The sequence below is a fragment of the Acidovorax sp. GW823-FHT02H02 genome (assembly GCF_058797075.1).
The window spans coordinates 80,958-102,675 of the sequence record NZ_JBXAJH010000001.1; the positions used below are offsets into that span (position 1 = coordinate 80,958).

A 21,718-nucleotide genomic window follows, 5' to 3' on the forward strand; every position below is an offset into this window, starting at 1 on the left:
CAAAGTCTCACATGGGTGGTGCGCGGGGGGGGACTCGAACCCCCACACCATTGCTGGCGTCAGGACCTAAACCTGGTGCGTCTACCAATTTCGCCACCCGCGCGGTTCTACAAACAAACAGGCGGCAAGTTGGGCTGCCGCCTGTGTGAAATCGGTCAACCTTCTATTTTACCCTGATGCGGCAGGCGCTTTGAATCCCGGCGCTCATGCCAGCTCGGGAACCGGGCGCCGCACCCGGAACCAGGCGGCATACATGGCTGGCAGGGCCAGCAATGTCAGCACCGTGGCAACGACGAGCCCGCCCATGATGGCCACGGCCATCGGCCCCCAGAACACGCTGCGCGACAGCGGAATCATGGCCAGCACGGCGGCAGCGGCCGTGAGCACGATGGGGCGCAAGCGCCGCACCGCCGACTCCACGATGGCGTCCCAGGCGGGCACGCCCCGGGCGCGGTCCTGTTCGATCTGGTCGATCAGGATCACCGAGTTGCGCTGGATCATGCCCATGAGCGCGATCACACCCAGCAGCGCCACGAAGCCGAACGGACGATTGAGCAGCAGCAGCGCTGCCGCCACGCCCGCCAGCCCCAGCGGCCCGGTCAGGAACACCAGCATCGCGCGGCTGAAGCTGTGCAGCTGCAGCATGAGCAGGGTGAAGGTGATGAACAGCATGATAGGAATGCCCGCCGCAATCGACGCCGAGCCTTTGGAGCTCTCCTCCACGGCGCCCGCCACCTCGATGCGATAGCCCGCTTGCCCTGCGGTGCGCCACTTCGCCTCCATCTCCTTGAGGGACGGCAGCAGCGCCGCCGTCACGGTGGCACCTTGCAGGCCTTCGGTCACATCGCCCTGCACGGTGATGGCGTAGTCGCGGTTCTCGCGCCACATCACGCCAGGTTCCCAGGTGAACACGGGCTTGGCGATCTGCGTGAGCGGAATCGACTTGCCCGAGGCCGTGGGCAGATAGGCGTTGGCGATGTCGGTGATGGCGTTGCGCTCTTCGAGCGGCTGGCGCAGCACGATGTCGATGAGCTTGTCGCCCTCGCGGAACTGGCCCACCTGCATGCCCGACAGGATGGTCTTGGACGCCTGGGCGATGGACTGGCTGGTCACGCCCAGTGCACGCGCCTTGGCCTGGTCCACTTCCAGGCGCAGCACCTTCACGGACTCGTTCCAGTTGTCGTTCACGCCACGCATGTTGGGGTTCTGGCGCAGCTGCGCCTTCACCTCGTCCGCCCGCTCGCGCAGGACCAGCGGATCGGGCCCCACCACGCGGAACTGCACGGGGTATGGCACCGGTGGCCCGTTGGGCAGCAGCTTGACGCGGCCACGCACCTCCGGAAATTCTTTCGCCAGCAATTCAGGCAGCGCCACCCGCAGGGATTCGCGCACCTTCAGATCCTGCGACAGCACGATGAACTGCGACACGTTGGTCTGCGGGAACACCTGGTCCAGCGGCAGGTAGAACCGCGGCACGCCCGACCCCACCCAGGCGCTCACGGTGCTGACGCCCGGCTCGGAGAGCAGGCGCTGCTCCACGCGCTTGGTGACTTCTTCGTTGCCCGCGAAAGAGGTGCCTTCGGGGAACCAGATGTCCACCAGGATCTCGGGGCGGCTCGAATCCGGGAAGAACTGCTGCTGCACCTTGCCCATGCCCGCAATGCCCAGCGCAAAGGTCAGCACCGTGGCACCGATGGTCAGCCAGCGGTGCTCCACGCACCAATGCACCAGCCGACGGAAGGCGGTGTAGAACGGGCTGTCGAACACCTCGTGCGGATCGTCGGCAATGCCCTGGCTGGCCTGCGCCGCGAGCACATGGGGCGGCACCTTGAGCAGCAGCGTGCCCAGGTAGGGCACAAAGTACACCGACACGATCCAGCTGAGCACCAGCGCAATCACCGTGACGGCAAAGATGGCAAACGTGTATTCGCCGGTCATGGATTTGGCGATGCCGATGGGCAAAAACCCGGCCGCCGTGATCAGCGTACCCGTGAGCATGGGCATGGCGGTGAGCTCATAGGCAAATGTGGCGGCGCGCACCTTGTCGTAGCCCTCTTCGAGCTTGAGCACCATCATCTCGACCGCAATGATGGCGTCGTCCACCAGCAGACCGAGCGCAATGATGAGCGAACCCAGCGAAATCTTGTGCAAGCCGATATTCCAGTACCACATGGCCAGGAAAGTCACAGCCAGCACCATGGGGATGGTGATGCCCACCACCAGGCCGGGGCGCGGGTCGATGTACCAGCGTTTCCACAGCGGCTGGTTGCCGGGGCGCTTGTGCAGCCCCAGACTGACGAAGCTCACCACCAGCACGATGACCACGGCCTCGATCAGCACCTTGACGAACTCATTCACGGAGCTGGCCACCGCCTTGGGCTGGTCCTGCACGTTGACCAGCTTCACCCCCGCTGGCAGCCTGGCACCAATGCGGTCGGTGGCTGCGTGCAGTGCCTTGCCCAGCGCAATGATGTCCCCGCCCTTGGCCATGGAAACGCCCAGCGCGATCACCTCCTGCCCCTGGTGGCGCACCTTCACGGTGGCCGGGTCCACATAGCCGCGGTGAACTTCGGCAATGTCCGACAGGCGCAGCTGCGCACCCGACGGCCCCCGGATCGGCATGGCGCGCAGGTCTTCAATGGCATTGAACTGCCCGCCCACCCGCACCTGCACCTGGTCCTGGGGGGTCTGGAAGGCGCCGGCACTCTCCACCGCGTTTTGCTGCCCCAGCTGGGCCAGCACCTGGCTCATGTCCAGGCCCAGTTGGGCCAGGCGCTTTTGCGAGATCTCGATGAACAGCTTTTCGTCCTGCACGCCAAACAGCTCGACCTTGGCCACATCGGGCACGCGCAGCAGCTGCTGGCGCGCATCGTCGGCAAAGGTTTTCAGTTCGGCATAGCTGAAGCCTTCGGATTCGAGCGCATAGATCACGCCATACACATCGCCAAAATCATCGTTGAAGAAAGGCCCCTGGATGCCCCCCGGCAGGGTGTAGCGCATGTCGCCCACCTTCTTGCGCACGGTGTACCAGACGTTGGCCACCTCGCTGGCCTTGGACGAGTCCTTGATCTGAAAGATGATCTGCGACTCACCGGGCTTGGAATAGCTGCGGATCTTGTCGGCATAGGGCACCTCCTGCAGCGTGCGCTCGATCTTGTCGGTCACCTGCTCGGCCACCTGCTGCGCCGTGGCGCCCGGCCAGTAGGTGCGCACCACCATGGCCCGGAAGGTAAAGGGCGGGTCTTCATCCTGCCCCAGCTGGAAATAGGCTGCAAAGCCCAGCAGCATCAGCACCACCATGAGGTAGCGGGTGAGCGCCGGGTGGTCGAGCGCCCATTTGGAGAGGTTGAACCCCTCTTTGGGTTGTCGTTGGGTCATGGCCTGCCTTACTTTGCGGAAGAGGCCGCAGCCGCCGCAGAGGCAGCAGGCACCGGAGGAATCGCTATTGATTGCGTAGCTGTTTGCGCTTTAGGCACAGGCGCAACAACCACTTTCGGCCGATAAACCATGACCTTCTGCCCCGACGAGAGCACATGCACCCCCGTGGCCACCACCTGCATGCCCGGCGCAAGGCCCGACGCCACCACGGCGTCATTGCCATCGGCCGTGGCAATCTGCACCACCTGCGACCGCACCGTGCTGGTGGCGGGGTCATACACCCACACCGCCGTGGCCTGCCCCTCCTGGCGCAGCGCGCTGGTGGGCAGCTTGATGGCCGCAACGCCCGCGTGGCTCAAGGCCTTGGGCGTGACATACACCGTGGCGCCCAGGGCCGGCACATCGCCGCCTTCCAGCGCCACCTTGACCTGGTAGGTGCGCGTGGCCGCATCGGCGCTGGCCGCCACCTCGCGCACGCGGCCCGTCAGCGGCGCGCCGCCCGACCAGCCACGCACCGCCACGTCCTGGCCGCGCGCGATGTGCGCCACCTTGTCTTCGGGCACGGCAAACACCACATCGCGCGGGCCGTCCTGTGCAATGCGCACCACGGGCGTGCCCGCTGCCACCACCTGGCCCGGCTCGGCCTCGATGCCCGTGACCACGCCCGACACATCGGCCACCAGCGTGGTGTACCCGGTCTGATTGCCTTGCGAAGACAGCTGCGCGCGCGCCTGGTCCAGCGTGGCCTGCGCGGCCTTGAGGGTGGCCTCGCGGCGCTCCAGCTCGGCGCCGCTGATGAAGTTCTGTTCCTTCAAGGCCTGGTAGCGCCTGAAGTCGGCCGCCGCCAGATCACGCTGCGTGGTCGCCGCTGCCAGTTGTGCACGCGCGGCATCTGCCGCCAACTGGTAATCGCGCGGATCGAGTTGCGCCAGCACCTGCCCGGCTTTCACCCGCTGGCCCAGTTCGGCCTGGCGCTGCACGATCTTGCCCGCCACCCGAAAGCCCAGGCGCGATTCCACGCGCGCGCGCACTTCGCCCGCATATTCCAGGCTGGACTGCAGCGCCCCCACGCCCACCGTGAGCAGCTTGACCGCGCGCACGGGCTCCTCGGGCGGTGCCGGCCGGGAACAGGCCGCCAGCGAGGCGGCAGAGACAACAAGAAACAGATACCGCAGCGAAGGCCGCCGGGTGAAGGGTGTGCGCATGGGACATCCGGGGTAAGAACGGCAGGTGCCCCGCACCCATGTGACGACGATCAAAGCGCCGCCCCATGTGCTCCCATGTTTTCAGCGGGACAAGGCAACCAAACCGCGAAATTTTACTGACTGACCGGTTAGTAATCTAGAGGGACGCCCTGGCAATGTCAAGCGACAATCCCGCCTGTGAATCAACGCCCGCACTCTCCTGACCCTGATGCTGCCGCAGCACCACAGCCGACCGCGCCGGTGGTGGCCGCGCCCGTCACGCACTACGAGAACTTCCCGGTGGCCTCGCTGCTGTGCCCGCCCCACCTGCGCCAGCCCATTGCCGCCATCTACGCCTTTGCCCGCACGGCGGACGACATGGCCGACGAAGGCGACGCCACGCCCGCCCAGCGCCTGGCCGACCTGGCCGCCTACCGGGCCGAACTGGCCCGCGTGGCCGCAGGCCAGCCCCCTGCGGCGCCCTGGGCCGCCGTGTTTGGCCCGCTGCAGGCCGTGTTGCGCCAGCACCAGCTGCCGGTGCCGCTGCTCGACGACCTGCTCAGCGCCTTCATCCAGGACGTGGAAAAAACCCGCGACGCCCAGGGCTACGCCGACCGCGCCGAGCTGCTCGACTATTGCCGCCGCTCCGCCAACCCCGTCGGCCGCCTGCTGCTGCACCTGTATGGCGTGACCGGCGCACAGGCCCTCCAAGAAAGCGACGCCATCTGCACCGCCCTGCAGCTCATCAACTTCTGGCAAGACCTGAGCGTGGACATTCCCCGCGGCCGCCACTACCTGCCCCACGCCGACTGCGCCCGCCACGGCGCCGGCCCTGCCGACCTGCTGGCGCTGCGCAGCACCCCCGACAACGCGCGCCTGATTGCCGACTGCGCCCGCTGGGCCCGCACCAGCATGCAAAGCGGCGCCCCCCTGGTCCACCGCCTGCCCGGCCGCGCGGGCTGGGAGCTGCGCCTGGTGGTGCAAGGCGGCCTGCGCATCCTCGACAAGGTCGATGCCCTGCAAGGCGGCAGCCTGCACACGCGCCCCAGGCTCCACGCCTGGGACTGGGGCCTGATGCTGGGCCGCGCGCTGGCAATGTAAGAAAGATTCATGGGCGGCAAGGCGATCTGACACGGGGTGGGCCTCGGTCAAAAGGATTGAAGCAAAAACAGCCGCAATGGCTTATCCAACAAGCGCTAGTAGCTATTAAATATGCAGCAATCAACCTGCCAGTCGCCATGGTTGCAGCGCGGGCGGCGCATCGTGGGCAGGGATTGCGCGCATGCTGCAGCCCTGCCGTCCGATTAGCCTCGCCACCATGACCACCTCTCCCCTCTCCGTCAGCGTTTTCGACCTCTTCAAGATCGGCATCGGCCCATCGAGCTCGCACACCGTGGGGCCCATGATTGCCGCGCGGCAATTCGCCTGCCACCTGCAGGCCAGCGTGGGCCTGGCGGCGGTGCACGGCGTCGCGGTGGAACTGTTCGGCTCGCTCTCGGCCACCGGCGTGGGCCATGGCACCGACCGCGCCGTGCTGCTGGGCCTGGCCGGGCACGAACCCGACCGCATCGACCCCGAGCTGATCGCGCCCGCCATTGCGCAGATCCGCAGCAGCGGCACGCTGGCGCTGCTGGGCACGCACACCGTGCCCTTCATCGAAAAAGAGCACCTGCTGTTTCGCCGCAAAAGCCTGCCGCTGCACCCCAACGGCATGTGCTTTCACGCCTTCAACGCGCAGGGCGAAGAGATCGCGGTGCGCGAGTACTACTCGGTGGGTGGCGGCTTCGTGATCGATGCCACCGGCGAGCGCGTGCTCAACCTTGCCGCCGGCGCCGATGCCGACACAGCCGGCCACGGCCGTGGCCTGCCCTACCCGTTCCGCACCGGTGCCGAGCTTCTGGCCCAGTGCCAGGCCACCGGCCTCACCCCCGCCCAGCTCATGGCCGCCAACGAAGAGCACTGGCGCAGTGCCGCCGCAGTGCGCCGCCAGCTCCTGGCCATCTGGCAGACCATGGCCAGCGCCGTGCAGCGCGGCTGCGGCAGCACCGGCAACCTGCCCGGCCCCCTGCATGTGCGCCGCCGCGCCGCCGAACTGCACAAAAGCCTGAGCAGCCACCCCGAGGCCGCCCTGCGCGACCCGCTCGCCATGCTCGACTGGGTCAACCTGTACGCCATGGCCGTCAACGAGGAAAACGCCGCCGGCGGCCGCGTGGTCACCGCCCCCACCAACGGCGCGGCCGGCGTCATCCCCGCCGTGCTGCACTACTACGTCAACTTTCTGCTGGGCGCCGGCAAGGCCAACGAAGACGGCATCGCCAACTTTTTGCTCACCGCCGGCGCCATCGGCATCATCTACAAAGAGAACGCCTCGCTCTCGGGCGCCGAAGTCGGCTGCCAGGGCGAGGTGGGCGTGGCCTGCTCCATGGCCGCCGGCGCGCTGGCAGCCGTGATGGGCGGTAGCCCTGAGCAGATCGAGAACGCCGCCGAGATCGGCATGGAGCACAACCTGGGCATGACCTGCGACCCCGTGGGCGGCCTGGTGCAGATCCCCTGCATCGAACGCAACGCCATGGGCGCCATCAAGGCCATCAACGCCGCCCGCATGGCCCTGCGCGGGGACGGCCAGCATGTGGTTTCGCTCGACAAGGTCATCAAAACCATGATGCAGACCGGCGCCGACATGAAGGTCAAATACAAGGAAACCTCGCGCGGCGGGCTGGCGGTGAACGTGGTGGAGTGCTGAAGCGCTACCAAACCAGTCACTCTCAAATCAATAGCTGCCAGCGCTTATTCAGCAATCGCCAGCGGCCAAAAATACTTCAAACCTCACCACCCCGGCAGACGCTGTTCGGCATGGGACAATCCGGCCCCATGACACCGCAGCAGTACGTTCAGCAAAAGGCCGTGGCCTCGGGCAGCAGCTTTTATTACGCCTTTCTCTTCCTGCCCGCGCCGCGCCGCGCGGCCATCACGGCGTTTTATGCGTTTTGCCGCGAGGTGGACGATGTGGTCGATGAAGTGACCGACCCCGGCGTGGCCCGCACCAAGCTGGCCTGGTGGCAGGCCGAGGTGGCCAAGGCTTTTGCCGGCCAGCCCACCCACCCGGTGATGCAGGCGCTGATGCCGCACACGTTGGACTACGGCATCGAGCAGCGCCACCTGCAGGCGGTGATCGACGGCTGCCAGATGGACCTGGAGCAGACGCGCTACCTCGACTTTGCCGGCCTTTCGGGCTATTGCCACCTGGTGGCGGGCGTGGTGGGCGAGGTGGCGGCGCGCATCTTTGGCCAGACCGACCCGCGCACCACCGAATACGCCCACCGGCTGGGCCTGGCGTTTCAGCTCACCAACATCATCCGCGACGTGGGCGAGGACGCCATGCTGGGCCGTATCTACCTGCCGGTAAGCGAACTGCAGCAGTTTGACGTGAAGGCGCACGAGATCTTGAAGCGCCAGTATTCCGACCGCTTCACCGCCCTGATGCGCTTTCAGGCCGAGCGCGCGCACCGCCTGTACGAAGAGGCCTTTGCCCTGCTGCCCGACGCCGACCGCCGCGCCCAGAAGCCCGGCCTGATGATGGCCAGCATCTACCGCACGCTGCTGCGCGAGATCGAACACGAGAACTTTCAGGTGCTGCACCAGCGCATCCGTCTGACGCCGCTGCGCAAGTTCTGGCTGGCGTGGAAGGTGCAGGCGCTCGGGCGCATGTCCTGATGGCGGCACGGGTTGCCGTGATCGGTGCCGGCTGGGCCGGCATGGCCGCCGCCATTGCGCACACGCAGGCGGGCCGGCAGGTCACCGTTTTTGAAGCGGCGCGCACCGTGGGCGGCCGTGCGCGCGCCGTGCCCGCCAGCTTGCCCGATGGCACCGCGGCCACGCTGGACAACGGCCAGCATATCCTGATCGGCGCCTATGCGACCAGCCTGCGCCTGATGCGGCTGGTGGGGGTGGACCCCGACGCTGCGCTGCTGCGCCTGCCGCTCACGCTGCAGTTCCCCGATGGCCAGGGACTGCAGTTGCCCGATCTGCCGCCGCCGCTGGATGCCCTGGCGGGCATCGCCACTGCCCGGGGCTGGGGCTGGCGCGACAAGCTGGCGCTGCTGCGCACGGCCTCGGACTGGCAGCGGCGCGGCTTTTGCTGCGCGCCCGAGGTTTCGGTAGCCCAGCTGTGCGCCGGGCTCACGCCGCGCCTGATGGCCGAGTTCATCGATCCGCTGTGCGTGTCGGCCCTCAACACCCTGTCGCACGAAGCCAGCGGCCAGGTGTTTTTGCGCGTGCTGCAGGACAGCCTGTTCAGCGGCCGGGGCGGCTCCAACCTGCTGCTGCCGCGCACCGACCTGGGCGCCCTGTTTCCTGAAGCGGCCGGGCGTTGGCTGCAGGCCCAGGGTGGCGCGCTGCACACCGGCCACCGGGTGCAGCGCCTGGCACGCAGCCCTGCGGGTGGCCCCCACGGCGCCGCAGGCTGGCGGGTGGACGGCCTGCCGTTTGAAGCCGTGGTGCTGGCCATCACCAGCACCGAGGCGGCCCGCCTGGCGCTGACGGCACAAAGCACGTTGCCAGGCCCCGAGGCAGCCGCCCTGCACGCCTGGGCCGACAGCGCACAGGCGCTGCGCTTCACGGCCATCTCCACCGTCTACGCCCAGGCGCCGGCGCCATCGCATGGCCACTTGCTCAGCCGGCCCATGCTGGCGCTGCGCCCTGGCGCGGGCCGGCCCGCGCAGTTCGTGTTCGACCGGGGCCAGCTGGGCGGCCCGGCGGGTTTGCTGGCCTTTGTGGTCAGTGCCAGCGCGGGCGACCGCGCCACCCTGGAGCGCGCGGTGCTGCAGCAGACGCGCGAACAGCTGGGGCTGCAGGGCCTGGGCATCGTCCAGACGGTGATTGAAAAACGCGCCACCTTTGCCTGCACGCCCGGCCTGCAGCGGCCCGCGCCGGCACTGGCGGACGGCCTGTGCGCCTGCGGCGACTACATCGAAGGCCCCTACCCGGCCACGCTGGAAGGCGCGGTGCTGAGTGGCACGGCAGCGGCAGCCCTGGCCTGAGGAAACGCAAAGGCCTCTGCGACCGCCCCCGGGAAACTCCCTAGCCCACCGACCGCAGTTTGACAGCCGTTCGACAGCGTGGCGGTGCACCATGGCCGCAGCCCATTTTTGACTGTAATTCCTGCCAAGGAGACTGCACCATGCCGCCCCACCCCTCTTCCGCCTTGTGCCCCACCCGCCGCCAGCTGCTGACCGCCAGCAGCGCGATGGCCCTGGGTGGTCTGCTGCCCGCGACTTCGTGGAGCCAGACCCCCTGGCCGAGCAAATCAGTGCGCTTCGTGGTGCCCTTTGCACCAGGCGGCAGCTCGGAAATCGTGGCCCGCTCCACCGCCGCCGAGCTCTCCAAGACGCTGGGCCAGAGCGTGTTCGTGGACAACAAGCCGGGCGCAGCGGGCAACATCGCCATGCAGGAAGTGGCGCGCGCCGAAGACCAGCACACGCTGATCCTGGGCCACATCGGCACGCTGGCGGTGAACCCCTTCATCTTCGACAAGCTGCCCTACGACGCCAACAAGGACTTCAAGCCCGTGAGCCTGCTGGCCAAGGTGCCCAGCCTGTACGTGGTGCACCCCGATGTGCCGGCGAAGAACCTCAAGGAATTCATCGCCTATGCCAAGAAGAACCCGGCCAAGCTCAGCTACGGCTCGGCGGGCAACGGCAGCGCGGGGCACCTGGCGTTTGAATACCTCAAGATGACGGCCGACATGTTCATGCTGCATGTGCCCTACCGCGGCACCGGCCCCATGATGACCGACCTGCTGTCGGGCCGGCTGGACGCTGCTGCCGTGGGCGCCGCCGCCATGCTGCCGTTCGTCAAGTCGGGCAAGGTGCGCTGCATCGCCACCGGTTCGGCCCAGCGCCTGCCGCAGCTGCCCGATGTGCCCACCGTGGCCGAACAAGGCTTTCCCGGTTTCGAGATGACGCAGTGGTACGGCATGCTGGCCCCCGCCAGCCTCCCGCAGGAGCACATCGACAAGCTCGCCGCCGAAACCATGAAGGCCGTCAAGGCACCGGAATCGCTCAGGCGCCTCAATGCCGATGCGGCCGAAGCCATTGGCGGCACGCCCGCGCAGTTTGCCCAGTTCATCGCAGCCGAGCAGGCGCGCTGGAAGAAGGTGCTGCTGCGCGCCAAGGTCAAGCCCGACTGATACGGCTTTGCCTTCAAACGTATAACGTCGTTAGTTCGCCTTGCCGTGCTACAGCACTGTCTGCGGCTTCCCGCCCAGTTATCCGATTGAATTCAAAACCGTATGATGGGCGCACCAGGTCCCGCAGCGGGGGCCCGGGCCTGGGCCTGCTGCGGGAGTCGCGTTAATGATCGCCCCGGGCCACTGGCCGGCCGGGGGGTCGCGTTATTTCTCCAGCCACCACTGGATGACCACCTTGGCCAGGAACCCCAGGAAGCCCACGCCCAGCCCCAGGAACAGCACAAAGGTGCCAAACCGGCCGGCCTTGGAAGCCCAGGCCAGTTGCCCGATGATGAAAATCATGTACAGGATGAAAGCCCCTACCCCGTAGGTGAGGAAGAAGCTCGAAATCTGCGCTTCGGTAAATCCAAAAATCACGAGCGCCCCCCCTGGGCAGGACCCTTGTACGAATCGCGCGGCGGCAGGCTGGAGGCATCCACCAGGTCGCGGTAGGCATGCCAGCTGGCATGGCCCAGCATGGGCATGACGGCAACCATCCCCAGCAGCAACGAACCCAGCCCCAGCAGCGTGAAACCCAGAATCAGCGCAGCCCACAGCGCCATCGGCACCGGGTTGGCCAGCACCGCCTGCCAGCTCGTCAGGATGGCCTGGCGAAGGCTGGCGCGCCGGTCCAGCAGCAAGGGCATGGCCACCACGCTGGACAAAAAGATGGGCGCGGCCATCAGGCTGCCCAGCGCCAGCCACAGCTCGAACAGCCAGCCCTCGCGGGCCAGCACCACATGCAGCAGAAAGTCTCGCGGCGTCTCGATGGGCACGGGCGCCAGCAGGGTGATCAGGGCCGCCGAGGTCACCACCCAGCCGGTGGCGGCCAGCGCCAGCAGCACGCCGAACTGCACCATGCACCAATAATCATTGCCCCACTTGTTGACATGGCTGTTCTGCCAGTTGAGCCAGGTTTTCAGCACCACGGCGGTGTTGGCGCTCTCGCGCTGCTCCAGCGCACGGCTCAGGGCATACAGGCTGGTGGCCAGCACCGGCGCCACCACCAGAAAGCCCGACAGCGCGCCCGCCAGCAGCCAGAAACGGTTGTAGGCCACGGCCATGATGGCGGCGCCCAGCAGCGTGATGGCCAGGCCGTGGGCAAAGCTGATCCAGCCGGCACGCGCCATGTCGCGCCAGCCCAGGGCCAGCCAGGCCAGCGGTTGCATCAGCCCGATGGTACGGACGACGGGCAAGGGGGGCGGGGTAAAGCGCATCGGTTCTTCCGGCAAAAGCGGTTTAACGGGGTGTCGCCGGGTCGTCCAGCAGACGGCACAGCTCGGTGAGGCTGGCCACGGTGGCATGGGGCGGTGTGTCGTGGGGCCAGTCCTTGCGCACCGGGTTCAGCCATACGGCCTGCATGCCGGCGGTGATGGCCGCCAGCGCATCGAGCGTGGCATCGTCCCCCACATGCAGCACCTCGTGGGGTTCGACTCCCAGGGTGCTGGCGGCGGCGTGAAAGATGCGCGGGTCGGGCTTGGGCACACCAAATTCGTGTGCGCTGATGCTGGCTTGGAAGTAATGCCCGATGCCCACGCGGTGCACATCCGCGTTGCCATTGGACACGGCCACCACCGGGTAGCGTCCGGCAAGAAACGCCAGCGTGGTGTGTGCATCGTCAAACAGCTCCACCCGCTGGCGCTCGGCAAAGAACACCTCGAACGCGGGCTCGGCCAGTGCCGCTTCATCCCCGGCCTGGGTGAGGGCCAGGCGGATGGATTCGCGGCGCAAGGCACCCAGGTCGTGCCGCAGGTCGGGGCGCAGGCTCCCCATCTGGTTGCGGATGGCCCGCAGCGCCGCGGTGTCGGAATACAACGCCGCGGTGGCGGGGGCATGCACGGTCAGCCATTGCAGCAAGACCGCTTCGGCCCGGGTGATGGTGGGCCAGATGGGCCACAGGGTGTCGTCCAGGTCGAGGGTAACGGCACGGATGCGGGAGATGTCAAGGGAGCAAGCGGGCACAGTCGATGCAGGGAAAGCGGGGGTTACGGGCATTGCCCTGGAAATTCCGGCCAGAGAATACCCCACGCAGCCACCGAGAGTGGACCGGCGAGGGTGCAAGAGATTTTTTGCCCTGGCGCTCTGCCCATAATAGAAGCAGGCGCCGCTGCCAGCACCTGAACGCACAGATCAACCCCAACGGAGAAAACCATGAACACAACACTGACCGCCGCCCAACGCGAAGAACTCAAGGCCCTGCTGCTGGCGGCGCGCCGCAGCCTTGAGTCCCAGATGCAGCAAAACCGCGAGAACCTCGCGCCGCCCGCCGCCGACCAGGATGGCATCGAGCAAGGCAATGTGGTGCGAGAGGTGGACCAGGCGCTCACCAACATCGACGCCGCTGACGTCAAGCGCATCGACCACGCCCTGGAGGCCATGGAAGACGGCAGCTATGGACTGTGCGCCGAATGCGGCTGCGCCATCCCGTTCGAGCGCCTCAAGATCGAGCCTCAGACGCAACACTGCGTGGCCTGCAAGTCGCGCTGGGAACAGGGCAAGGGCCACGCCAAGACGCACGCCTGAACCTGCAGCGCCGGGGCCGCAACCGGGCCTGCGGCCAAAGCCCATGCCGGCGCACCGGCCCTGCCTTGCGTGAAAATGCCGCATGCCTTTTCAAACCGAACCACCCTTTCACCACGGCCAGGCCGAACGCACCGCCGTGCTGCTGTGCAACCTGGGAACCCCCGACGAGCCTACGGCCCCTGCCGTGCGGCGCTATCTGGCCGATTTCCTGGGTGACCAGCGCGTGGTCGAAATCCCCAAGCTGGCCTGGTGGCCCATCCTGCACGGCATCATCCTGCGCACGCGCCCGGCCAAGTCTGCCGCCAAATATGCCAGCATCTGGACCCCCGAGGGCTCGCCCCTGGCGGTATGGACCGCCAAGCAGGCCACGCTGTTGCGCGGCTGGCTGGGCCAGGCCGGGCACAGCGTGCTGGTGCGCCATGCCATGCGCTACGGCAGCCCCTCCATCGCCAGCCAGCTCGATGCCCTCAAGGCCGAGGGCGCCACCCGCATCCTGATCCTGCCGCTGTACCCGCAATACTCGGGTACCACCACCGCCAGCGTGTTCGACGCCGTGTACAGCTGGGCCGCCCGCACGCGCAGCGTGCCCGAGCTGCGCTTTGTGAACCGCTACCACGACCACCCCGGCTACATCGACGCCCTGGCCCGCACCATCGAAACCCACTGGAAACACCACGGCCAGCCCGACCAGCTGGTGATGAGCTTTCATGGCGTGCCCGAGCGCACGCTGCACCTGGGCGACCCCTACCACTGCGAAAGCCTCAAGACCGGCCGCCTGCTGGCCGAACGCCTGGGCCTGCGCAAGGACCACTACCAGATCACCTTCCAGTCGCGCTTTGGCAAGGCCAAGTGGCTCACGCCCTACACCCAGCCCACCGTCGAGGCGCTGGGCAAGGCGGGCACCCGGCGCGTGGATGTGGTGTGCCCCGGCTTCACCAGCGACTGCCTGGAAACACTGGAAGAAATCAACATGGAAGTGCGCGAGGCCTTTTTGCACCACGGCGGCCAGGAGTTTCACTACATCCCCTGCCTGAACGACAGCACCCACTGGATCACCGCGCTGAGCCAGGTGGCCCAGCAGCACCTGGCCGGCTGGCCCACCAGCGTGCCCGATGCCGCTGCGCTGGCCGATGCGCGCGCCAAGGCGCTGGCAGGCGGTGCACCTGCGGGGGTTTGCCCTGTGGCGCACTGACTATTATTTTCATAGCTACCAGCACCTATCCATCAAGCGCCAGAGACTATTGGAGTCCAATATCCACGGCGCCACCGCCATCTCCCATGCCCGCCATTGCCCTTGAACCCCATCAGCTGCGGCTGACCATCGCACCCGAATCGCTGGGCTTTGCCAGCACCGCCGAGCTGCAGGACCTGCCCCTGCCCTGGATCGGGCAGGAGCGCGCCCAGGCCGCCACCCAGTTTGGCTTGGGCCTGCAGCAGCCCGACTATCACCTGTTCGTGCTGGGTGAGGCGGGCAGCGGGCGCACTTCGCTGCTGCGCCAGGCCACGCAGGCCGCGGCAGCCCGGCGTGCCGTGCCACCCGACCTGTGCTACCTGCACAATTTCGACGCGCCCGAGCGCCCCCGCGCCCTGCGCCTGCCCGCTGGCCAGGGGCGCCAGTTGCGCGTGGCCCTGCTGGAGATGGCCAGGATGCTGCAGACCGACATCCCCAAGCGCCTGGCCAGCCCCGATTGCAAGGCCGAGGCCGAAACCATCCACAAAGTCTGGCAAAAGCAAGAAGCCAGCGCCTTTGCCACGCTTGACGCTTTCGCCGAGGCCCGCCACTTCCGGCTGTCGCGCGAAGGGGGCCAGCTGGTCTTCACCCTCACGGGCGACAAGGGCCACCCGCTGACCGAAAACGAGGCCCTGGCCCTGCCACGCGAGCGCCGCGCCGAAATCGATGCCGCCGAACAGGCCTTGCGCGCCGAGATTGCCCGCTTCCTGGACACCATGCGCCCGCTGGAACGCGCCCGCGACGAGGCCCTGGCCACCTTGCGCCGCCAGGCCATCGAGCCGTTGCTCGAACATGCGGTGCAGGACATCCGCCAGGGCCTCAAAAAACAGATCAAGGACACCGCCAAGCTGGGCCAGTGGCTCGACCAGGTGACACGCGAAGTGCTGGCGCGGCTGGCACTGTTCGAAGCCGGCGATGCCGACGACGATGCCGAGGACGAGCGCAAGGCACATCTGGCCGAGCTGCTGGCCCGCTGCCAGGTGAACCTGGCGGTCGATAACGACGGCCGCGACGGCGCACCCGTGATCGTGGAGGACAACCCCCAGATGCGCAGCCTGTTTGGCGCCATCGACCTGCAGACCGACACCGACCCGCCGCACGCCGATTTTTCGAGCATTCGCGCTGGCAGCTTGCTCAAGGCCCATGGCGGCTTCATCGTGCTGCACCTGCGCGACCTGGTGGAAGACGAAGGCCTGTGGCCGCGGCTGCGCCGGTTTCTGCGCTGCAGCCGCCTGCAGATCGACGAGGGCAGCGCCGCAGCGCACGGCCCCACGGCGCCGATTGCGCTGCAGCCCGAAGCGGTGGACGTGGATGTGAAGATCGTGCTGATCGGCTCGGTCGAGGAGTACTACGCCCTGCAGGAGGCCGACCCCGACACTGCGCGCCGGTTTCGCGTGAAGGTGGACTTTGCCGAGCGCTTTGCCGCCAGCCCCGCCACGCGCCACGCCACGGCCATCTTTGTGGCCCACAGCTGCCAAAAGCGCGGCCTGCCCCACTTTGCCCCCGATGCCGTGGCGCGCCTGCTGGAACAGACCCACCGCGAGGCCGACGACCAGAGCCGCCAGAGCGCGCTGTTTGCCAACACCGAAGCGCTGGTGATCGAGAGTGCCGCGCTGTGCCGCTCGCGCGGCGGCACGCTGGTGCAGGCGCCCGATGTGGACGCCGCGCTGCAGGCCCACGCCCTGCGCCACAACTACCCCGAAGAGCAGCTGCACGAGTCCATCGCCGAGGGCGAGCGCCTGATCACGCTGCACGGCACCGTGGTGGGCCAGGTCAACGCCATGACGCAGGTCGATCTGGGCGACTACCGCTTTGGATTCCCCGTGCGCATCACGGCACGCACTTTTGCCGGGCACGAGGGCCTGCTCAACATCGAACGCGAAGTCGATATGTCGGGCCCCATCCACGACAAGGGCGTGCTGATCCTGCACAGCTACCTGACCGCCCTGTTCAGCCATGTGGCGCCGCTGGCGCTCAACGCGTCCATCGTTTTCGAGCAGGAATACAGCGGCGTAGAGGGCGACTCGGCCTCGTGCGCCGAGCTGTATGCGCTGCTGTCCAGCCTGTCGGGCCTGCCGCTGCGCCAGGGCATTGCCGTGACCGGCGCCCTCAACCAGCACGGCGAAGTGCTGCCCGTGGGCGGCATCAACGAAAAGATCGAGGGCTGGTTCCACGCCTGCGCAGCGGCCGGGCTCGATGGCACCCAGGGCGTGCTGATCCCCGCCCGCAACCTGCGCCACCTGATGCTGAGCCGCGCCATTGTGGAGGCGGTGGAGCGCGGCCTGTTCCATGTCCATACCGTGGGCCATGTGAGCGAAGGGATTGCGCTGCTGACAGGCGAGGCTTCGGGCATGGTGCCGGGCGTATTGCCAGAACGGGCCGCCGATGTCGAGGGCACGGTGCTCAGCCGGGCCGAGCAAACCCTGCGCGCCTTCCGGCGTGCCTGCCAGAGCGCAGGGCATACCAGGCGGGGTCGGGTCATGCGCGGCGCCATGCCCGGGCAGGGCCACTGAGCCACCGCTGCGCTGGCACAAGAGCGGGCCAGGGCCTGCCTGTCAAAACCGCCCACCCGCCGGAGCCTGCCGGCAGCACAGACCCTGAGGTTCGTGAATTCAGGCGCCCGACAAGAACCCGTCCACCAGGGCGAAGTGCGCCGGCACGTTCAGCGCCGGCGCATGCCCGCAGCCGGGCACCTCCACCACGCGCACCAGGCCCCTGGCCCCCGGGCCACGCGTGAGCATCTCGGCGGTGGTCTCGGGAAGCACCAGGTCCGAATCGGCACCACGCAGGCACAACACCGGAATGTCGAGCGCATCGTAGTGCTCCCAGATCAGGTAGTCGTTGGCGTGGTGCGTGAACTGCTGCACCATGGCCGGGTCGTAGTGCGGCGTCACGCGGCCATCGGGCAGGCGGCGCGTGCTGCTTTCGGTCAGCCGCCGCCATTGCGCATCGCTGAGCCAGCCATAGGGTTGGTACACCTGCCGGAAAAATGACTCCAGCTCCATCACGGTGTCAAACGCGGGCGGCTGGCCTGCGTAGGCCTTGATGCGCTCCAGCGCCGCATCGGCCAGGCGCGGTGCGTTGTCGTTGAGCAGCAGGCGGGTGATGCGGCCCTTGAGCTGCGGCTCGAACAGGCCCGACGCGCACACCGTGCCAATGGCGCCGCCCATGGAGGTGCCGATCCAGTGCGCCTGGCGGATGCCCAGCTGGTCGAACAGGTCTGCGGCGATGCGGGCATAGAACGACAGGCGGTATTCGTCCTGCGGCGCGCGCGCCCACTGGCTCAGACCCCGGCCGATGGTGTCGGGGCAGATCACCCGGTAGCGCGGCGCCAGGTGCCGCGCCAGTTCATCCATGTCACGCCCCGTGCGCGCCAGGCCATGCCATGCGATCACGGCGGGTGCATCGGGGGCTCCCCATTCGGTGGCGTGGATTTCGTAACCGGCACAACGCAGGTAGCGCGAAGAGAACAGCATGGTGGTCAGCCTGGAGAAAAACAGCGGGGCCCCGCGCCTACAGCATCAGACAGCCGTGGATGCCGATCACCGTGGCCCCGACACAGCGCGACCCCACCCGGTTGGTGGGCGAATGGCGGATGCCCGGGCCCGGCGCATTCTGCTGGCCGGCACGCTGAACCAGCTCGGTGGGAGCCACCACCGAGCTGTTGTACAGCTGCGCGCCGCCGCCTTGTTCGCGGTAGCGCTGGATGAAGGCTGCAGCCGGTTTGTGGATGGCGATCAGGGTCACGATGCTTCGGATTTCGCTGCGAAAGTAGTTGCATGTTCGGCCAGGGGCAAGAACCCGCCATGCCCCGAGCGGGTCGTGAAAATGCGTTCACGCTCCAGGGGCATGGCGGATGGCCTCGCAGGCGCTCAGTTGGGCACGCTCAGCGATGTACCGGCAAACCCGATCTGATTCGCCACCACGGGCGCCGCCACAAAGGGCGGCACATTGCTGGCCGTGATGGCCGGCGCTGCACCGGGATTGCCACCGCGTGGCGTGGTACGCACCACCTGGCTGGCGGGCAAGGCGGTGCCCGATTTCAGGTGCGCATACATCGCGTCCATGGCCTGGTTGAAGTAAGGGTGCAGCGGCACGAAGCGCGTATCAAACCCGGAAAACGGCAGGAAGGCGTCGAAATGCTGGCCGTTCGTCACCTCGATGTAGCGCAGCTTGCTGTCGGCACCTTCCACCACCTTGTTGTAGGCGGCATAGGCACGCGCGTTGTTGTTGACCGGCACCAGGGCGTCGCTGCGGCCGCTGACGATGATGGTGGGCTTGCCGCGCAGGTTGCCGTTGAGCACCACCTCGGCGATGCCGGCGCGCACGGCGTCGCTCTGCGCCTTGGTGGGCATGGTGGTGGCCGTGAGCGCCGTGCCGCTGACCGGATCGGTGCCCGTGACCAGCGCGCGCTGGCACAGGGCGTTATCCAGGCCGAAGTCAGCCACGCCGGTCGAGGGCGAAATGGCGAATTGCCAGGCCTTGGCACCGCCCACCGAGTCGTTGTAGACCACGGTGGCCGGTGTGCCGTTGGCGGTGCCATTGGCCGTGGCAAAGCTCTGTGCCAACGCCGCAGGTGCCACCGCAACCGGCACGCCCGTAGCGGCATTCACAGCCGCAAAGCTGGTATTGCAGACATTGGCCTCGACCGGGAAACGCCCATAGCTCACCGGGTACATGGCCGACAGGATGGGGCCGTTGCCCAATGCATAGTGGGCGTTGTGCATCTGGTCGTTGTCGGGCGTCCAGCCAAAGGCGCGCAGCTTGTTGAGCGCATCCAGCGAACGGGCCGCCGTGTCGGCGCCACTGACCAGCCCCTTGGCCGCCAGGCCATCGCAGCGTGCCGTGGCCCGGGCTGTCATGCTCACCAGCTGGATGTAATTGAAGATCGAGGTTTCAGCCATGGCCGCACCGGCCGCCAGCGCTGCGCAGGGCTGGTAGATGTTGCCGTAGGTCGTGTAATCGGCCAGCGTCTTGCCGTAGCCCGTGACGGCCGCACCGCCGAACTGGATGCCGTAGCCGCTGGCGGTGGGCATTTCGGTCACGGGCTCGGAGGCCACCACACCGTCGATCAGCCCACCGCTGTCTTTTTCGGCCGCGCCCAGCGAGGCTGCACCGCCGTTGGATGCCGAGCCGGCGATCACGATCGTGTTTTCGGGCGTGAACGGCACCGGGTTGGCAACCGTGCCATAGCGATCGTTCAGCACAAACATCGCATAGCGGCCCGCCGCCAGCGTGTCGTTGCCCCAGTCTTTTTCCGGATTCTGCTGCGAGTGCACCTGCTTGAGGGCCAGCCGGTTCGGGAACAGGGCGTTGTAGGCGGCCCGGGCCGCATCGGTGATATTGGCGGCAAAGAAATTGAGGGTGCCGGCCGCCGTGCGGGTGGCGCGCGTGCCATCGATCTTGTGCACGGTGTCATCCATCATGTCGTACAGGCCCACGCCCTTGCCAGCATCGGTCAACGCCACGGCACAACCCTTCTTGAGGCCCCATTCACCGGCCGTTCCAATGGCGCCATACACCCCGCGCGAGCCCGACGATGCGCCCAGCACCACGCAGGGGCTGGCCTGGTTGAAGCTGTCGGGCACCTGCACGGCAATCACCGTGCGCTTGCGGCCCGAGCCATCGTCGAGCACAGCCACGTATTCGCGGCCCGGAATCAGGCCTTCACTGGTGGTGACGGCACCGGCCGCAGTGACGTTGGGGCCGTACAGCGTGCCGTAGCCACCACCTACCGAGGGGTCGAGGATGCCGCGATAGTTGGAATACAGCGCGTTGCGGCGCAGCTCGGCCGCCGTGGGATTGGCGGAATCGGCATAGGCCGGTGCGGCCCCGCCCAGGCCGGTCTTGCCGATGCCGCCGGTCAGCAGGTCCTGGGTGGCGGCGGTGGCGCCCGTGCCCACCGTGGTCGCTGGATAGACCGTGGCACTGACCTGCGTCACGCCGGTGGGAAGTTGGTTGGTCGGGGCCGAAGACCCGCCACCGCACGCGGCCAGAACGGCCCCCGCCAACGCGGTCATGGCCACTTTCAGGGCGCGTTTGTCCTGCAGATGCACTTTCATGTTGTCTCCTTTTTTACTGCCACAGAAAAGCGCGCTCAGGCCTGGGCGCGCAGGGATCGCAGGCGCCCCACCACACCGGTGGGGAAGTAGTAAACGGACAAAACAAACAGCACGCCCAGCCACAGCAGCCAGCGGTCGGGCGAGAGCAAGGCAGACAGCCACGGCAGGCTGGTGGTGGCTTCGTGCCCCAAGCGCAGCAGGTCCTGCAGGTAGCTTTGCGCCGCCACGAACAGCACGGCACCGATGACCGAGCCGTAGATGGTGCCCATGCCGCCGATCACCACGATGAGCAGGCAATCCATCATGATCTCGAAGCTGAGCGAGGTATCGGGCCCGTTGTAGCGCAGCCAGAGCGCCAGCATGGCACCGGCCAGGGTGGCAAACAGAGCCGACAGCACACTCGATGTGGTGCGGTACACCACCACGCGGTAGCCGATGGCCTCGGCACGGAACTCGTTTTCGCGGATGGCCTGCAGCACGCGGCCGAAGGGTGAGTTGACGATGCGCAGCAGCGCCAGCACCAGGGCCACGGCGGCCACGAAAAGCAGGTAATAGCAAATCAGGCGCCCGTCGATGGTGACTCCCAGGAAGGGTTCCTCGAACGGCTCGAAGCTCGGCGAAAGGATCTCGGGCACCTTGAACGTGAGCCCGTCCTCACCGCCCGTGATGTCCGAGAGCTGCGAGGCCAGCGTCTGGAACGCAGCGGCCACGGCCAGCGTGATCATGGCGAAAAAGATGGCCCGCACGCGCAGCGAAAAGAGCCCCACGGCCAAGGACAGCAGCAGCGACAGCAGCAGCGCGCCGCCCATGCCCACGCCCAGCGCCGTCCAGGTGGGCCCCAAACGCGTGTTGGCCACAGCGATGCCGTAGGCCCCGATGCCAAAGAACATGGTGTGGGCAAAGCTCACGATGCCGGTGTAGCCCAGCAGCAGGTCGAAGCTGGCCGCCAGCACCACGAAGACCAGCACCTTGGCGGCGACATTGAGCGCCTTGACGCCCGGAAACAGGAAGGGCGCAAACGCCAGCCCCAGAAAAATGGCCACAAGCATGACCGCGAGCAGCTGGCTGCGCGGGTAGTCGCCGGAGAGAAGTCGGTTCAGCATGTGTGGTGTTC

At 67.3% G+C, this 21,718-nt stretch carries 17 protein-coding genes and 1 tRNA gene; 8 read left to right on the forward strand and 10 right to left on the reverse strand.

The genetic code is table 11. The annotated features are described in order from the left end of the window. Positions 1 to 16 precede the first annotated feature (16 nt). The 3 genes from AC1RDS_RS00365 to AC1RDS_RS00375 form a co-directional block, all read right to left on the reverse strand. Positions 17 to 103, reverse strand: a tRNA-Leu gene (locus AC1RDS_RS00365). A gap of 101 nt (positions 104 to 204) precedes the next feature. Then, entirely contained in the window at positions 205 to 3,378 is a 3,174-nt protein-coding gene (locus AC1RDS_RS00370; protein ID WP_092697726.1) for an efflux RND transporter permease subunit, read from the reverse strand. A gap of 8 nt (positions 3,379 to 3,386) precedes the next feature. Next, entirely contained in the window at positions 3,387 to 4,583 is a 1,197-nt protein-coding gene (locus tag AC1RDS_RS00375) for an efflux RND transporter periplasmic adaptor subunit (protein ID WP_092697725.1), read from the reverse strand. A gap of 177 nt (positions 4,584 to 4,760) precedes the next feature. On the opposite strand from AC1RDS_RS00375, the gene hpnC reads away from it, so the two are divergent. The 5 genes from hpnC (at position 4,761) to AC1RDS_RS00400 (ending at position 10,749) form a co-directional block, all read left to right on the forward strand. Further along, the gene (hpnC, locus tag AC1RDS_RS00380) at positions 4,761 to 5,663 is read left to right on the forward strand and encodes a squalene synthase HpnC (RefSeq protein WP_092697724.1); all 903 of its coding nucleotides are present in this window, start codon (positions 4,761 to 4,763) and stop codon (positions 5,661 to 5,663) included. 217 nt (positions 5,664 to 5,880) lie between these two features. Then, positions 5,881 to 7,305 carry an L-serine ammonia-lyase gene (locus AC1RDS_RS00385; protein WP_092697723.1) on the forward strand — a complete coding sequence of 475 codons (1,425 nt, stop codon included), beginning with the start codon at positions 5,881 to 5,883 and terminating at the stop codon, positions 7,303 to 7,305. A 128-nt stretch (positions 7,306 to 7,433) separates the two neighbouring features. Next, complete coding sequence (gene hpnD / locus AC1RDS_RS00390; RefSeq protein ID WP_092697722.1) at positions 7,434 to 8,276, forward strand: presqualene diphosphate synthase HpnD; 843 nt, start codon at positions 7,434 to 7,436, stop codon at positions 8,274 to 8,276. Then, entirely contained in the window at positions 8,276 to 9,601 is a 1,326-nt protein-coding gene (hpnE, locus tag AC1RDS_RS00395) for a hydroxysqualene dehydroxylase HpnE (RefSeq protein WP_092697721.1), read from the forward strand. Before hpnD ends, hpnE begins: the two co-directional genes overlap by 1 nt. 140 nt (positions 9,602 to 9,741) lie before the next feature. After that, entirely contained in the window at positions 9,742 to 10,749 is a 1,008-nt protein-coding gene (locus AC1RDS_RS00400; RefSeq protein WP_092697720.1) for a Bug family tripartite tricarboxylate transporter substrate binding protein, read from the forward strand. A 204-nt stretch (positions 10,750 to 10,953) separates the two neighbouring features. Here the strand turns inward: AC1RDS_RS00400 and AC1RDS_RS00405 are convergent, their stop codons facing one another. Genes AC1RDS_RS00405 through AC1RDS_RS00415 form a run of 3 tightly spaced genes read right to left on the reverse strand, consistent with a single transcriptional unit; the run spans position 10,954 to position 12,783 of the window. Next, positions 10,954 to 11,166: a DUF2788 domain-containing protein gene (locus AC1RDS_RS00405; RefSeq protein ID WP_092697719.1), complete on the reverse strand. Its 213-nt coding sequence runs from the start codon at positions 11,164 to 11,166 to the stop codon at positions 10,954 to 10,956. Further along, positions 11,163 to 12,005: a DUF2189 domain-containing protein gene (locus AC1RDS_RS00410; RefSeq protein WP_092697718.1), complete on the reverse strand. Its 843-nt coding sequence runs from the start codon at positions 12,003 to 12,005 to the stop codon at positions 11,163 to 11,165. Before AC1RDS_RS00410 ends, AC1RDS_RS00405 begins: the two co-directional genes overlap by 4 nt. A 22-nt stretch (positions 12,006 to 12,027) precedes the next feature. Further along, positions 12,028 to 12,783: an HAD family hydrolase gene (locus AC1RDS_RS00415; RefSeq protein WP_092697717.1), complete on the reverse strand. Its 756-nt coding sequence runs from the start codon at positions 12,781 to 12,783 to the stop codon at positions 12,028 to 12,030. A 156-nt stretch (positions 12,784 to 12,939) separates the two neighbouring features. On the opposite strand from AC1RDS_RS00415, the gene AC1RDS_RS00420 reads away from it, so the two are divergent. From AC1RDS_RS00420 to AC1RDS_RS00430, 3 genes are all read left to right on the forward strand, one after another. Beyond that, positions 12,940 to 13,311 carry a TraR/DksA family transcriptional regulator gene (locus AC1RDS_RS00420; protein WP_092697716.1) on the forward strand — a complete coding sequence of 124 codons (372 nt, stop codon included), beginning with the start codon at positions 12,940 to 12,942 and terminating at the stop codon, positions 13,309 to 13,311. Between the two features lie 82 nt (positions 13,312 to 13,393). Further along, the gene (gene hemH / locus AC1RDS_RS00425; RefSeq protein WP_092697715.1) at positions 13,394 to 14,503 is read left to right on the forward strand and encodes a ferrochelatase; all 1,110 of its coding nucleotides are present in this window, start codon (positions 13,394 to 13,396) and stop codon (positions 14,501 to 14,503) included. 86 nt (positions 14,504 to 14,589) lie between these two features. Continuing rightward, positions 14,590 to 17,055 carry a Lon protease family protein gene (locus AC1RDS_RS00430; RefSeq protein WP_092697714.1) on the forward strand — a complete coding sequence of 822 codons (2,466 nt, stop codon included), beginning with the start codon at positions 14,590 to 14,592 and terminating at the stop codon, positions 17,053 to 17,055. Between the two features lie 99 nt (positions 17,056 to 17,154). Here the strand turns inward: AC1RDS_RS00430 and AC1RDS_RS00435 are convergent, their stop codons facing one another. The 4 genes from AC1RDS_RS00435 to AC1RDS_RS00450 form a co-directional block, all read right to left on the reverse strand. Then, positions 17,155 to 18,018 (reverse strand): alpha/beta fold hydrolase, encoded by an 864-nt coding sequence (locus AC1RDS_RS00435; protein ID WP_092697713.1) that lies wholly within the window; start codon positions 18,016 to 18,018, stop codon positions 17,155 to 17,157. Positions 18,019 to 18,055: 37 nt separating this feature from the next. Beyond that, positions 18,056 to 18,289 carry a hypothetical protein gene (locus AC1RDS_RS00440; RefSeq protein WP_244273643.1) on the reverse strand — a complete coding sequence of 78 codons (234 nt, stop codon included), beginning with the start codon at positions 18,287 to 18,289 and terminating at the stop codon, positions 18,056 to 18,058. A gap of 125 nt (positions 18,290 to 18,414) precedes the next feature. Further along, a complete protein-coding gene (locus AC1RDS_RS00445; protein ID WP_244273642.1) occupies positions 18,415 to 20,604 on the reverse strand; it encodes a 3-hydroxybutyrate oligomer hydrolase family protein in 2,190 nt (729 codons plus the stop codon). 35 nt (positions 20,605 to 20,639) lie between these two features. Further along, entirely contained in the window at positions 20,640 to 21,707 is a 1,068-nt protein-coding gene (locus AC1RDS_RS00450) for a branched-chain amino acid ABC transporter permease (RefSeq protein WP_092697712.1), read from the reverse strand. Between the last annotated feature and the right edge of the window lie 11 nt (positions 21,708 to 21,718).

What these genes read in the sequence shown, in the direction of transcription:
- AC1RDS_RS00370 (WP_092697726.1), bottom strand. Translation starts at nt 3,378, where the DNA reads ATGACCCAACGACAACCCAAAGAGGGGTTCAACCTCTCCAAATGGGCG.
- AC1RDS_RS00385 (WP_092697723.1), top strand. Translation starts at nt 5,881, where the DNA reads ATGACCACCTCTCCCCTCTCCGTCAGCGTTTTCGACCTCTTCAAGATC.
- hpnD (WP_092697722.1), top strand. Translation starts at nt 7,434, where the DNA reads ATGACACCGCAGCAGTACGTTCAGCAAAAGGCCGTGGCCTCGGGCAGC.
- AC1RDS_RS00435 (WP_092697713.1), bottom strand. Translation starts at nt 18,018, where the DNA reads ATGCTGTTCTCTTCGCGCTACCTGCGTTGTGCCGGTTACGAAATCCAC.
- hemH (WP_092697715.1), top strand. Translation starts at nt 13,394, where the DNA reads ATGCCTTTTCAAACCGAACCACCCTTTCACCACGGCCAGGCCGAACGC.
- AC1RDS_RS00445 (WP_244273642.1), bottom strand. Translation starts at nt 20,604, where the DNA reads ATGAAAGTGCATCTGCAGGACAAACGCGCCCTGAAAGTGGCCATGACC.
- AC1RDS_RS00410 (WP_092697718.1), bottom strand. Translation starts at nt 12,005, where the DNA reads ATGCGCTTTACCCCGCCCCCCTTGCCCGTCGTCCGTACCATCGGGCTG.
- AC1RDS_RS00400 (WP_092697720.1), top strand. Translation starts at nt 9,742, where the DNA reads ATGCCGCCCCACCCCTCTTCCGCCTTGTGCCCCACCCGCCGCCAGCTG.
- AC1RDS_RS00375 (WP_092697725.1), bottom strand. Translation starts at nt 4,583, where the DNA reads ATGCGCACACCCTTCACCCGGCGGCCTTCGCTGCGGTATCTGTTTCTT.
- AC1RDS_RS00420 (WP_092697716.1), top strand. Translation starts at nt 12,940, where the DNA reads ATGAACACAACACTGACCGCCGCCCAACGCGAAGAACTCAAGGCCCTG.
- hpnE (WP_092697721.1), top strand. Translation starts at nt 8,276, where the DNA reads ATGGCGGCACGGGTTGCCGTGATCGGTGCCGGCTGGGCCGGCATGGCC.
- AC1RDS_RS00415 (WP_092697717.1), bottom strand. Translation starts at nt 12,783, where the DNA reads ATGCCCGTAACCCCCGCTTTCCCTGCATCGACTGTGCCCGCTTGCTCC.
- AC1RDS_RS00430 (WP_092697714.1), top strand. Translation starts at nt 14,590, where the DNA reads ATGCCCGCCATTGCCCTTGAACCCCATCAGCTGCGGCTGACCATCGCA.
- AC1RDS_RS00450 (WP_092697712.1), bottom strand. Translation starts at nt 21,707, where the DNA reads ATGCTGAACCGACTTCTCTCCGGCGACTACCCGCGCAGCCAGCTGCTC.